This is a genomic window from Halomonas sp. A3H3 (genome assembly GCF_000982975.1).
GTDB lineage: Bacteria > Pseudomonadota > Gammaproteobacteria > Pseudomonadales > Halomonadaceae > Vreelandella > Vreelandella titanicae.
In genome coordinates, this window is sequence record NZ_HG423343.1 from 2,135,978 (window position 1) to 2,149,058 (window position 13,081).

The window sequence follows — 13,081 nt, forward strand, 5'->3', positions numbered from 1 at the left end:
ACTGTAGCGCAGCTCTCTTAATCAATAATGCCCTGTTCACGGGCCATGGCGTAGGCTGCCTGTGGGCCATTCCAGAGTGACGGCAGCAGTATCAACGAGACCGGAATCGCGGTGATAACAATGAACTGCTGCAGCGCGCCAATCTGGCCTGCGCCCATATACAGCAGTACCGCTGCCATCAACGCCATGGCGATCCCCCAAAACGCCCGCATGACCGGGCTGGGGTTATCGTGCCCCGCCCCCACTACCGCAATGGCGTAGCTCATTGAGTCGCCGGTGGTCGCAACGAAAATGGTGGTCAGAAGCAGGATCGCTAGTGCCATCCAGGTACCGCCGGGCAGTGCTTGGGCAATGGTTAAGGTGGCTACATCAAACTGGAAGTTGTTTAGCGCCTCGGTTAAATCAATCACCCCGGTGAGTTGATAATAAATGCCTGAGCCGCCCAGCAGGGTAAACCACACGGTGGTGGCAATCGGTGCCAGGATTGCTACCGCGATGATCATTTCGCGGATGCTGCGACCGCGGGAAATACGCGCCACAAAAATCGCCATCAGCGGCGCATAGCCAATAAACCAGGCAAAGAAGAATACTGTCCACCACTGCATCCACCACGCCGGAGCGGTCTCTGCGGTCATGGTCGCCATGGTAAAGAATTCGCTGACATACGCGCCCATGCCTGAAACGTAGCTATTGACCAAAAACAGTGTGGGGCCAAAAACAATAATGACCGCGCCAATGGCTAGCGCCAGTAGCACGTTAAAGCGGCTAAGTAGTTGAATGCCTTTGTGTACGCCGCTCATGGAAGAGAGCACGTAGATGCTGCCGAGTACGGCTAGAATGATCAACTGGCCGGGATAACCTTCCGGTAAGCCAAACAGCTCGTGCAGGCCGAAGCTGACCTGGGTGGCCAAAAAACCAATTGGACCCACAGTGCCCGCAACCAAAGCAATTACGCAGCAGGCATCGACGATGCTGCCCAGCGGGCCGCGCATTAGTCGCTCACCCAGTACGGGGTAGAGCAGGGTGCGGGGCTGAAGCGGCTGGCCTTTCACGTAGTGCGCATGGGCAAGCACCACGGCGGTTAGCGACCCCAGTACCGCCCAAGCCATAAAGCCCCAGTGCATGAAGGACTGCCCCAAGGCGCCGGAAACGGCGTCAGCGGTGCCTGCTTCGCTATCAAACGCGGGAGGCGTTACCACAAAGTGGTATACGGGCTCACCGGCGGCAAAGAATACGCCACCGCCTGCCAGCAGCGTACACAGAATGATCGAGAGCCACTTAAACGTGCTCATTTCTGGTGCATCTAAATTGCCGATTTTAGCTTTAGAGGCTGGGGTTATGGCCAAACCGATGGCGATAAAGAACGTCAGCAGGAGCAGCAGTTGAAAGTAACTGCCCAGCACTAGCGCGGTCCAGGCGAAGCCAGCGCTGATGCTGTCAGCTACCAGAGTTACGTCGTAAAGCGACAGTGCGAGAAAGGCAACGATAAAGCCGATACTTAATATCAATACAATAGGGTCGCCGAGCGAAAACCGCTGAGAGCTCTCAGAATTGGGGCTGGGGTGGGTCATGTTAAATACCTTATGGGGAGCGAGAAACTGAAATAGCAGCCTATTAAAGCGTGCCGTTAAGCGGTGTAACGCCACATGAGCGTTCAGAAGTTGGTGATTGAAGCAGGCGAAATTACAGGTAAAAAAAAGCGCCATTCAAGGAATGGCGCAAGACAGGAAACTGAGCTTAGTATATCGCCAATTTAGACCAACGTCTAATATGTTTTAACTTGGTGCGTTGCTCAGGGGCAAATGCACCGTTTTGGCCATATGGCGGAGGGCGGCGGCACTTAACTGTCTACCTAATAGCATGAAAATTAAATAAAAAATCAATAATGGCAGTATTGCTGCAATGCTAAAGCATATTTTGTATACAAGGTATGCTCACGATGATGACCTCCACTTCTAAACGCCGTTTTTCTACTTCAACACTAGGCTTTCCCACTGCAACACCAGGTTTTTCTACGGCGCGCCTGCTCATCGGCTGCGCGGCAGCGCTGATGTTAATACCGGCTATCAGTTACGCCGACGATACCCAAATACGTTTTCAGCTGGATTGGCGCTTTGAAGGCCCCTCCGCGCCGTTTTTGATGGCTGAAGAGAAAGGCTACTTCGCCGACGAAGGGTTGGACGTTCAGATTGATTCCGGCAGCGGCTCGGCGGGTGCGATTAATCGCGTGGCGTCCGGGGCCTATGAAATGGGCTTTGGCGATCTTAATGCGCTGGTCGAGTTTCTCGCCGAAAACCCCGATGGCCCCGGTATCCAAGGCGTCTATATCGTCTACGACGGCACCCCCGCGGCGGTGTTTGCCCGCAAAGACCGCGGCATCGAGAGCCCGGCTGATTTAGCCGGTAAAACCATCGCCGCCCCCACCTTCGATACCGGCTACCGCGCCTGGGGCGTGTTTGCCGCGGCTAATAATCTGGACGCCGACGCGGTGGAGTGGCAAAACGTCGACCCTACGCTGCGCGAAACGCTGCTAACCCGGGGCGATGTGGATGCAATCACTGGCTTCTACTTCACCAGCCTGCTCAATCTTGAAGAGCGGGGAATGAGCGAAGACGAGCTGACTATTATGCCGTTCCCAGACTACGGCGTGCCCCTGTACGGCAACGCCATTATCGCTAGTGAATCCTTCGCCGAAGAAAATCCGGAAGCCGTGCAGGGCTTTCTGCGCGCCTTCAACCGCGCCCTGGGCGACACTATTGCCGATCCCGAGGCTGCCATTGAGTATGTTAAAAACCGCGATGGCCTGATCGATGTGGAAATGGAGACTAGGCGCTTAAAACTCGCTCTGGATGGCGTCGTCGACACTCCTGAAGTGCGCGAAAATGGCGTGGGCGGAGTGGATGACGAGCGCCTGGCTCAGGCGATTCAACTGGTTGCCGATGCTTACGACCTCACGTCAATTCCTTCGCCCGATCAGGTGTTTAGTTCAAACTACTTACCTGCCCAGGAAGAACGCATGCTGTTTCCGGCCGAGGGCGAATAAGCATGTCGGCAGCGTTCGTCACCTTTGATGATGTTAGCCTGGCCTACGATGCGTCGGGTAATGCCATTGAAGACATCAACCTGAGTATTCACGAAGGCGAGTTCGTCGCTTTCGTGGGCCCCTCCGGCTGCGGTAAATCGACCTTTATGAAGCTCTGCACCGGTCTGCATGCGCCTACCACTGGTGCCGTGCAAGTGGATGGAGAACCGGTCACCGGGCCGTTGAAGATCTCCGGCATGGCGTTTCAAAACGCCAACCTGCTGCCCTGGCGCACCACACTGGATAACGTCCTACTGCCGTTGGAGATCGTTAAACCCTACCGCCATCAGTTTCGTAAACGGCGCGAAGAGTTTGTCGGCTGGGCGCGCAAGCTGCTCAAGACCGTGGGGCTTGAAGGCTACGAAGAGCAGTATCCGTGGCAGCTTTCCGGTGGTATGCAGCAGCGGGCATCGATCTGCCGGGCGCTGATTCACCAGCCGCGCCTGCTAATGCTGGATGAACCCTTCGGCGCGCTGGATGCGTTTACCCGCGAGGAGCTGTGGTGCGTGCTGCGCGATCTGTGGGAAGCGCAGCGCTTTACAGTGGTACTCGTGACACATGACCTCCGCGAGGCGGCGTTTCTGGCCGATACCGTCTACATCATGAGCCGCCGCCCCGGACGGGTGATTGAGCGCCGTGAAATAGAGTTGCCGCGACCCCGTGCACTGGAAACCACTTACCAAAAACCCTTTATTGATCTGGTTCAGGAGCTGCGGGCTCAAATTGGCGAAGTGCGCAGCACTTAATAAAAGCCCCCAGCACCTGATGAAAGGCGCACTTATGACGAAAAATAATCAGTTAATTGAACGACTGGCGCCGTGGATAGCGGTGGTCGCGTTGGTTGTTATCTGGGAAGTAACGGTGCGGGTGTTTGATGTGCCCAGCTTTATCTTCCCCAGTGCCTTGGAGACGGCCCAGGCGCTGGTAACTTATTCCGAGCCTATCGCCATGCACTCCTGGCAAACCTTCTGGACAACGCTGATTGGCTTTGGATTGGGTGTGGCCGTGGGGCTGGTGTTGGGCTTTATTATCGGCTCGTCACGCTTTCTATATAACGCTTGCTACCCACTGTTAGTCGGCTTTAATGCCATTCCCAAAGTGGCTTTCGTGCCCATCCTGGTTGTCTGGTTTGGGATTGGCTCGGTGCCGGCGATACTCACCGCCTTTTTAATCTGCTTCTTCCCTATTGTGGTGAACGTGGCTACCGGTTTAGCCACGCTGGAGCCTGAGATGGAAGACGTACTGCGAGTGCTGGGCGCGCGGCGTATCGATGTGTTGCTGAAAGTGGGCCTACCACGCTCGCTGCCGTATTTCTTTGCCTCGCTAAAAGTCGCTATTACTCTGGCGTTTGTAGGCACAGTAGTGTCAGAAACGGTCGCCTCCAATCAGGGCATTGGCTATCTGATGATGAGCGCCGGTTCGCAAATGCGCATGGGGCTGGTCTTTGCCGGGCTGCTGGTGATCAGCGCCATGGCCATGGTGATGTACGAGCTATTTGCCCAACTGGAAAAACGCATGACCGGCTGGGCGCACCGTGGTCAGAATCGCTAGGGCCAGTGCGCAACTCACCAGCGGTAAAGCAGTGAAGCGCTGGTGGTGTTGTCGGTGCGCTCGCTGGTGTCGTCAGGCGGTTGGGAGTTGTGCTTGATTTCATGAGATAAGCGCAGCGACAGCTTTGAATTGAGCCTTGCCGTGAGCGCTGTAAGCGACCGCGACGTGGTATTTTGGTCGGTGTACTCAAACGACATTTCCTGCTGAATATCGGCGTAGTCAGAAAAAAACCATTGATAATCCAACGCTGTATAAGCCACTGCTAACCGATAATCGCCATGTTCGCGTAGTCGGTCATGACGATAGCCTGGCCCTGCCTCCAGCGAAAAAACATGGGTATCGTTCTCTAAAATCTGACGCCCATAGCCACCGATGGCAGAAAGCTGCTGGTCGTAACCGGCAAAGCGATCCTTCTCCCAGCGGGCAAACCCAAACAGATAGTGGGGGCCATCCAGTTCATAGCGTTCGCGTCCTGCGACTAAGTACTGCTCGGCGCTGGTTTTGTCATCCTTGGTGACGTTACGCACTTCACCACGCAGCGAGTAGGTGAAGTTACCGGTAAGCCACGTCAGCAGCGTTTTACCGATTAGCGTCTGGCTATCGGTATTGCCCGAGAGGCGGGTAAAACCCAGTTCAGCATCGCCACTGAACACGGGCGCATCTTCCTGGGGAGGCGGTGGAGCGTAGAACGGGTTGGCATATGCCACGGTTAGCCATAGTGGCCAGCAGGCCAGCAAGAGTATCCATCTAACGATCGCCACTACATCCCTCCTTGATTTCGGCATTGGGCCATTATATCAGCGAACGATGACTCTGGGGTGACGGCGATTAACGCCGTTGGCTGGCGCGTGCCATAATGGCGCGGTCACGCATTTCGAGTCTACCTATGAGCGCTTCCCGCCCCCGAACGTTAGCCGACCTGCAGCGCTGGCGCCGCACTCGCGCAAGGCGCAGCTGGTATAAACGCAGTTTTCGCCTTCAGGTAATGCTGTTAGTCGGACTACTGTTGGCAGGCATGCTACTGGCGCAGGGCACCTACCTCAATCACCGCAAGGCAGAAATTATTAGCCAGCAGATGGGCGAGCGAGCGCTGGCGGTGGCCAAAACGGTGGCGTCGATGCCGCAAATTATCAACGCCTTTTCAATTCCCGACCCCTCTTTCATTATTCAGCCCCTCGCAGAGCGCGTTCGCCATGAAACGGGCGCGCGCTATGTGGTTGTAGGCAACGCCCAAAGTATTCGCTATTCCCACCCCGTGCCGGAGCGGATTGGGAAGCCAATGGTGGGGGGCGATAATGACCAGGCGCTGATTCATGGCCAATACTATGTATCCGAGGCAACCGGGTCATTGGGCACTGCCATTCGTGGCAAGGCGCCCATATGGGATGAAGAGGGCAATATCATTGGCCTGGTATCCGTTGGTTTTATGATGGATCGCGTGGCCATGGACGTAGCCCGCTACAACAGCTTTGGCTGGGCGCTGGTGGCGTTGATGATTTGTCTCGGCTTTGCCGGTGCTTACTGGCTATCGCAGCATCTTAAAAAGGTCATTTTAGGCCTGGAACCCTACGAGATTGCCCGCTTGGCTATGGAGAAAGAGGCCATTTTGCAGTCGATCCATGAGGGCATTCTGGCGGTTAATCGTGAAGGTCATATTACCTTGGTCAACCAGCAGGCGCGGCGCTTTCTCAACCTGGACGATGAGCATGTGCTGCTGGGGCAGCCCATCCGCGAGGTCGTGCCCAATTCGCGGCTATTGGAGGTGCTCCGACGCGGAGAGCAGGAGTTCGACCAGGAGATGTGGCTGGGCGATCACCCGGTAGTGGTCAACCGCGTGCCGATTCTGCACGAAGGCGAGATTGAGGGGGCGGTGGCCACTTTCCGCAGTCGTCGCGAAATTGTCGATCTTTCCCATGCGCTTACCCAAGCCAGCCGTGATGTGGATATGCTGCGTGCCCAGGCCCACGAGTTTTCCAATAAGCTCTATACCATCTCAGGATTACTGCAGTTAGAACGCATCGAGGAAGCCCTCGCGCTGATCCATCAAGAAACCGAACGCGCCCAGGCGCAGATGAGCTTTTTAATGCGCAACGTGGCCGACGCCGTGCTTAGCGGTACGCTACTGGGTAAACTTACCCGGGCGCGGGAGCTGGGCGTAGCGTTGGAAGTCGATGAGCAAAGCTCGCTCTCCTGCCCGCTAACGCCCACCGGCCAAGAAGTGATGATGAGCGTGGTGGGTAACTTGCTGGACAACGCCTGCCATGCAGCGCTGAATGGGCCGAGTAAAGCGCCCAAAGTACGCCTGTTTTTCACCGATTTGGGGGAGCAGCTGTTGATCGAAGTGGAGGACAACGGGCCCGGAGTACCTGCCCAGCTCGCCGAATCGATTTTCCAGGAAGGCTTTTCGACCAAAACGGGCAAACACCAGGGCATTGGCCTGGCGCTGGTAGCCAGGCTCTGCCGCCAGCACGGCGGCGCCGTGACCCTGGAGGAGAGCGAGCTGGGGGGCGCATGCTTTATCGCGGTGCTCGACCGCTCGCTGTGTGCGCAGCAAGACCAACAGCAGTCTCAACAACAATTTTAAAAACAATTTCATCAACAATTTCAAAAACAGTGACCACGACGGCTAGGGGGGAACGCAATGTCTGATGGGCAGTACGGCATTTTGGTCATTGAAGACGATTTTCGCATTGCCGATATCCACCGGGCCTTTATTGAACAGAGCGACGGCTTTTATGTGGTGGGCATGGCGCGCAACGGTAGCGAAGCCAAGGCGATCATGGCGGAACAGGCCACCAACATCCAGTTGATCTTGCTCGACGCCTACCTACCCGATGTTGAAGGCCTGGAGCTGCTATGGGCGATTCGCCGCGACTACGTGCATGTGGATATCGTCATGGTTACCGCTGCCCGGGAAGTAGAAACCATCAGCGAGGCGCTGCGTGGTGGGGTATTCGACTACCTGATCAAGCCCATTGAAGCCGCGCGAATGACGCAAATGCTGACTCGCTTCCGTCGCGAGCGTGAAGCCTTGGCCAACCGTGCCGAGATGAATCAGGATGAACTGGACTCCGTGCTGGCGCGCCTGAAGCCCGGCGAGCCGTTGCGTGCTAAAAGCCAAGCCCTGCCTAAAGGTATTGATCGGCTGACGCTGCGCCGGGTGATTGATGCCCTGGCCGACGCACCCGACTCGCTCACCGCCATGCAGATGGCGCGCATCATGGGTGCCAGCCGCTCAACCGCCCGCCGTTATTTAGAGTTTTTAGTTGCTGAACAGGCGGTGAGTGCGGAGCTGGGCTATGGTGATGTAGGGCGGCCTGAGCGCCGCTATCGGCTGTTGGAGGCAGCACACGAGTGGCTCAACACTCTATAAAGGAATGTGGTAATTAGGCGCGCGTGAACAAAATGAACAAAATAGCCATAAAGAACTTTTTGTCTTTTATGCGCACAAGCTTGTCGGTCAGGGTAGTGGTCTTCTAACGTTCGCGGCGTGCAGTCTCACAATAAGAAGCTCTACACAGCAAACTCATCACACAACAAAACTGATACGTGGAGAACGCCATCATGACGTCGCTTACCCTCAAGCGTTTATCTGTATTTGCTCTTCCCATTGCTGCCTTTGCAGGCATGAGCACCGCCGCACAGGCGCAAGAGTGGACACCTGAACGCTCCATCGAATTCGTCGCACCGGCTAACCCAGGCGGCGGTTGGGATACTCTCGTTCGCACCATGTCGCGGGTGATTCAGCAAGAAGAGCTGGCCGATGAAAGCTTCGCTGCTATCAACGTACCTGGCGGCGGCGGTGCCGTAGCCTGGGCCCAAGTGGCCCGCGATAGCGGCAACCCGCACAAGCTGTTTGCCACCAGCCCGCCGATGATTCTGGTGCCGCTGGCAGGTGCTTCGCGCTACGACCACACCGACTTTACCCCGGTCGCGCGGATCAACACCGACTACTCAATCATCCTGGTCGCGGCAGACTCCGAGTATCAGAACCTCGAAGACCTGCTCAATGCGCTGAAAGAAGATCCCAGCTTGAGCGTTGGCGGTGGTAGTGCGCCTGGCTCCATGGATCATATTGCCATTGCAGGCCTTGCCTCTGCGGCCGGAATGGAAGCCTCGGCAGTCAACTACATCCCGTTTTCGGGTGGCGGCGACGCCATGACTAACCTAATGGGCGGCCATATTGAAGCCGTGGTCGGCGGCGCTGGTGAAGCGGTTGGCCAACTGGGTGAAGGCAGCCAACTGCGTGCGCTGGGCGTCTCTTCTGAAGAGCGTTTGGGCGGTGGCTTGAGCGAAGTGCCTACCTACCAGGAGCAGGGCTTCGACTACACCTTCGATATCTGGCGCGGCGTGATGGGCGCTCCTGATATGCCTGAAGAGGCAGTGGCCTACTACGAAGACCTGTTCGCCGAAATGCTTGAAACCGATGCATGGCGCGAAGCGAGCGACCAACTGGGCTGGATCGACGCCTACCAAAACAGCGAAGAGTTTGGCGCCTTCCTGGATCAGCAGCAAGAGCAGTTCAGCGACGTGCTGAGCGAGCTTGGCCTACTGCGCCAGTAATCCTACTCCTTGTATCGCCCAGTCGCCCAAGCGTGGCTGGGCGTCTCCCGCGGTTAACAATATGCGTTAACCGCGGGAGACGTGTTGGCTCCTTCGGAGAGATTCCTATGACTCGTTTAAATACCAATCAGTGGTTAGCACTGGTGTTTGCGGTATTGGCTGTTGGCTATATCGCGATGGCGTGGCAGATCCCTACCTTTCCTCTGCCGCGCCCGGTCGATTCTGACCTGTTTCCTAAAGTATTAGGCTTCTCGCTACTGATCCTGTCGGTGTTTCTATTTTTTGAGAAACCCACCCCGATAGCCGGTGCCGATGAAGTCGACGAAGAGGCGCAGCACGGGCCGCTGCTACTGACGCCCTGGGCGCGGGTCATCGTGACTTCGTTGGCGATTGCCGCCTACGCGCTATTGCTGGTGCCGCTGGGTTTTGTACTTGCTTCTACGCTGCTCTGCGTTGGATTGACGGCCTACTACGGCTATCGCCGCCATGGGGTCAACCTCGCTACGTCGCTGGGGGTAGTGCTGGCGCTCTACCTGACCATGACGAAGGTGATGGATGTTTACCTGCCCACTGGCTTGCTGCCTTTCTAAACAAAGCCTTGTTAGCAGGTCTTTCCGCTAGCAGTTCTTAAGAGAGTAATTCCCATGGATGCCTTCAATAATTTGATGTACGGCTTTGGCATCGCGCTTGAGCCAATCAATATTGCCTACGTATTTGCCGGTGTATTTGCTGGCACCATTATCGGCATGCTGCCGGGCCTTGGCCCTATCAGTGCACTTGCCCTGATGATTCCTATCACCTTTGCCATGGAACCCTCGTCGGGTTTGATCCTGATGGCAGGGGTTTACTACGGCGCCATCTTCGGTGGCTCTACTTCCTCGATTCTGCTCAACGCCCCCGGCGTTGCGGGTACCGTAGCAACCTCCTTTGACGGCTACCCGATGGCCAAAAAAGGTCTGGCGGGTAAAGCGCTGGCGATTGCCGCCTACTCGTCATTTGTGGGCGGTACGGTATCGGTTATTTTCTTGATGCTGGTGGCTCCGCTGCTTTCCAAAGTGGCCGTAAGCTTTGGCCCTTCCGAGTACTTTGCACTGATGGTGCTGGGCTTAACCGCCGTGGTCTCGCTGTCGGATAAATCGCTGATCAAGGGGCTGATTGCCGCCGTGGTGGGGGTAATTATCTCGATTGTGGGTATCGATATGCAGACCGGTACCGAGCGTTTTACCTTCGGCTCCGTTCAGCTTCTCGACGGTATCGACTTCCTGGTGGTGGCGCTGGGGATTTTTGCGCTTGCCGAGGTGTTCTACATGCTGCTGCGCGGCGGTGGTGGCAAAGAGGCGCCGCGTAATGCGATTGGCTCGCTGAAACTGACTCGTAGCGAAGTCAAAGAGATCGCTGGCCCCGTTGGCCGCAGCTCGGTGTTGGGCTTCTTCACCGGCGTTCTGCCGGGGGCTGGCGCGACCATTGGTTCGTTCCTGGGTTACAGCATGGAAAAACGCATTGCCAAAGATGGCGACACCTTTGGGCAGGGCAATATCAAAGGCGTGGCCGCGCCGGAAGCGGCCAACAACGCCGCCTGTACCGGCTCCTTTGTGCCGCTGTTGACGCTGGGTGTACCGGGTTCGGGTACCACCGCAGTACTGCTGGGTGCCCTGCTGGTCATGGGGGTCAATCCCGGCCCAATGATGCTGACAGAGCGTCCGGACGTGTTCTGGGGCGTGGTTGCCAGTATGTATATCGGTAATATCTTCCTGCTGGTGCTTAACCTGCCGTTGATACCGCTGATCGCCAAGATTCTTGATCTGCCCAAGCCGCTACTGCTGTCGCTGATTTTGATCTTCTGCATGATCGGCGTCTACGGCATGAGCTTCAGTGTGTTTGATCTGTTGCTGCTGCTCGGTTTTGGCCTGGTGGGCCTGGGTATGCGCCTGTTTGGTTTCCCCGCGGCGCCGCTGATTTTAGCGCTGATTCTGGGCAACATTATGGAAGAGTCCTTGCGTCGCGCGCTGCAGATCTCCGGTGGCGACTGGATGACCTTTATCGACAAGCCTATCTCGCTTGGCCTACTGGTCGTCGCCTTGCTGTCGCTTGGTCTGCCGTTACTGAAAAAACGCCGTAAGAAAATTCCACCCGACGTGGCTGTTTAACGCCACTACTTAAAGGGTGAATAGCAAGGAGCCTTGGTGATGCCAAGGCTCCTTTTTTTATCTGCGCTTTCTTATCTACTTTTTTAACTAATAATAAAGAGTGGTTTTGTAACAAATAAGTAACTAATGCGTTAATGCTTTGTGTTTAAAAAGTTCAAGTACTTAGTTGGTGCACTGTCTTTTATTGGTGCATTGAGAGGGTGCTTCAGCAGCGTTAATGCGCTTTATTTTGGTGCATGTAGTGAGTTTTGAGATTTTGTGATGATTATTAAGTGGCTGATTAAATAGCTATAAGGCAACTTTGTGCCAATCTGGCGCATCCCTTGCAAGAGTTATTGGCTAGTGAACGTAATGGCTAGTGGACGTATTGGGGGAGCTAACACAACAACCCCAAGTGCGAAGCCAATCATCAAGCCTCGGTCATAACAAACCCCAGCCATAAGGGGTGCAAGGAGATTAACAATGAACACTCTCAAACGCTCGACACACCCTCGCCCCTTCCTTTCAAGTGGCCGTTTCGCGACCGCTTTACTCACCGCTGCCATCATGGGGGCCAGCACCCAAGCCATCGCCCAAGACGATGACTCGATCAAAGTCGGTATCCTGCACTCGCTTTCCGGCACCATGGCGATTAGTGAGACCGTCCTCAAAGACACCGTCGAAATGCTTATTGAGCAGCAGAACGAAGCCGGTGGTTTGCTCGGCCGTCAGTTAGAAGCCGTGGTGGTTGATCCCGCGTCTAACTGGCCGCTGTTTGCCGAACGCGCCCGGGAGCTACTAGACCAGGAAGAAGTGGACGTGATTTTCGGCAACTGGACGTCGGTTTCGCGTAAATCCGTACTGCCCGTCGTAGAGGAGCTCAACGGGCTGCTGTTCTACCCGGTGCAGTATGAAGGCGAAGAGTCTTCTGAAAACGTCTTCTACACCGGCGCAGCGCCTAACCAGCAGGCGATTCCTGCGGTTGAATACCTTATCAACGAAGTCGGTATCGAGCGCTTTGCGCTAGTGGGTACCGACTATGTCTACCCGCGCACTACCAATCGTATCCTCGAGGCCTTCCTCAAGGATGAACACGGCATCGCGGATGAGGACATCATGGTCAACTACACGCCGTTCGGTCACTCCGATTGGCAGAACATCGTGGCAGAAATTCGCCGCTTCGGTGAAGAGGGTAAACCGACCGCCGTAATCTCGACGGTTAACGGCGACGCCAACGTGCCATTCTATACCGAGCTCTCCAACCAGGGTATCGACGCTGCCGATATTCCCGTCATCGCCTTCTCGGTGGGTGAGCAGGAGCTTACCGGTATTGATACCGGCCCGCTGGTGGGCCACCTGGCGGCATGGAACTACTTCATGAGCGTCGATAACGATGACAACTACGACTTTATCGATGCCTGGATTGAGTACACCGGCGACGATATGGCCGTCACCAACGACCCAATGGAAGCGCACTACATCGGCTTCAACATGTGGGCCGAAGCGGTTCGCAAAGCGGGCACGACAGACGTCGATACGGTGAAAGACGCCATTATCGGTGTGACCGTACCTAACCTCTCCGGCGGTTATGCGGCGATGATGCCCAACCACCACATCACCAAGCCGGTGCTGATCGGTGAGATTCAGGACAACGGTCAGTTCGATATCGTTTGGCAGACGCCGTCTACCGTGGCGGGCGACGCCTGGTCTGACTACCTGCCTGGCTCCCGTGACCTGATTGCCGATTGGCGCAAGCCGA

Annotated in this window: 11 protein-coding genes; 9 read left to right on the forward strand and 2 right to left on the reverse strand. The window is 56.0% G+C overall.

Annotation, left to right across the window (positions count from 1 at the left end):
- Positions 1–17 precede the first annotated feature (17 nt).
- The gene (locus HALA3H3_RS09540; protein WP_022521334.1) at positions 18–1,571 is read right to left on the reverse strand and encodes a BCCT family transporter; all 1,554 of its coding nucleotides are present in this window, start codon (positions 1,569–1,571) and stop codon (positions 18–20) included.
- 368 nt (positions 1,572–1,939) lie between these two features.
- Here HALA3H3_RS09540 and HALA3H3_RS09545 point away from each other — a divergent pair, with 368 nt between their 5' ends.
- From HALA3H3_RS09545 to HALA3H3_RS09555, 3 genes are read left to right on the forward strand one after another with little or no spacing between them, the layout of a single operon-like run.
- Positions 1,940–3,043, forward strand: a complete 1,104-nt coding sequence (locus HALA3H3_RS09545) for an ABC transporter substrate-binding protein (protein WP_022521335.1) — start codon at positions 1,940–1,942, stop codon at positions 3,041–3,043.
- A gap of 2 nt (positions 3,044–3,045) precedes the next feature.
- Positions 3,046–3,828, forward strand: a complete 783-nt coding sequence (locus tag HALA3H3_RS09550) for an ABC transporter ATP-binding protein (protein ID WP_022521336.1) — start codon at positions 3,046–3,048, stop codon at positions 3,826–3,828.
- A 34-nt stretch (positions 3,829–3,862) separates the two neighbouring features.
- A complete protein-coding gene (locus HALA3H3_RS09555) occupies positions 3,863–4,633 on the forward strand; it encodes an ABC transporter permease (RefSeq protein ID WP_022521337.1) in 771 nt (256 codons plus the stop codon).
- A 14-nt stretch (positions 4,634–4,647) separates the two neighbouring features.
- On the opposite strand, the gene HALA3H3_RS09560 is transcribed toward HALA3H3_RS09555, so the two are convergent.
- The gene (locus HALA3H3_RS09560) at positions 4,648–5,418 is read right to left on the reverse strand and encodes a DUF481 domain-containing protein (protein ID WP_009286167.1); all 771 of its coding nucleotides are present in this window, start codon (positions 5,416–5,418) and stop codon (positions 4,648–4,650) included.
- A gap of 101 nt (positions 5,419–5,519) precedes the next feature.
- Here HALA3H3_RS09560 and HALA3H3_RS09565 point away from each other — a divergent pair, with 101 nt between their 5' ends.
- The 6 genes from HALA3H3_RS09565 to urtA form a co-directional block, all read left to right on the forward strand.
- Positions 5,520–7,217 carry an ATP-binding protein gene (locus HALA3H3_RS09565; RefSeq protein ID WP_022521339.1) on the forward strand — a complete coding sequence of 566 codons (1,698 nt, stop codon included), beginning with the start codon at positions 5,520–5,522 and terminating at the stop codon, positions 7,215–7,217.
- Positions 7,218–7,274: 57 nt separating this feature from the next.
- Positions 7,275–8,006, forward strand: coding sequence for a response regulator (locus HALA3H3_RS09570; protein WP_022521340.1), 732 nt, complete (start codon positions 7,275–7,277; stop codon positions 8,004–8,006).
- Between the two features lie 191 nt (positions 8,007–8,197).
- A complete protein-coding gene (locus HALA3H3_RS09575; RefSeq protein WP_022521341.1) occupies positions 8,198–9,196 on the forward strand; it encodes a Bug family tripartite tricarboxylate transporter substrate binding protein in 999 nt (332 codons plus the stop codon).
- A gap of 107 nt (positions 9,197–9,303) precedes the next feature.
- Complete coding sequence (locus HALA3H3_RS09580; RefSeq protein ID WP_022521342.1) at positions 9,304–9,786, forward strand: tripartite tricarboxylate transporter TctB family protein; 483 nt, start codon at positions 9,304–9,306, stop codon at positions 9,784–9,786.
- A 54-nt stretch (positions 9,787–9,840) separates the two neighbouring features.
- Positions 9,841–11,343 (forward strand): tripartite tricarboxylate transporter permease, encoded by a 1,503-nt coding sequence (locus tag HALA3H3_RS09585; protein ID WP_009286164.1) that lies wholly within the window; start codon positions 9,841–9,843, stop codon positions 11,341–11,343.
- A gap of 462 nt (positions 11,344–11,805) precedes the next feature.
- The coding region (gene urtA, locus HALA3H3_RS09590; protein WP_053856941.1) for an urea ABC transporter substrate-binding protein at positions 11,806–13,081 on the forward strand (1,276 nt) is incomplete at its 3' end.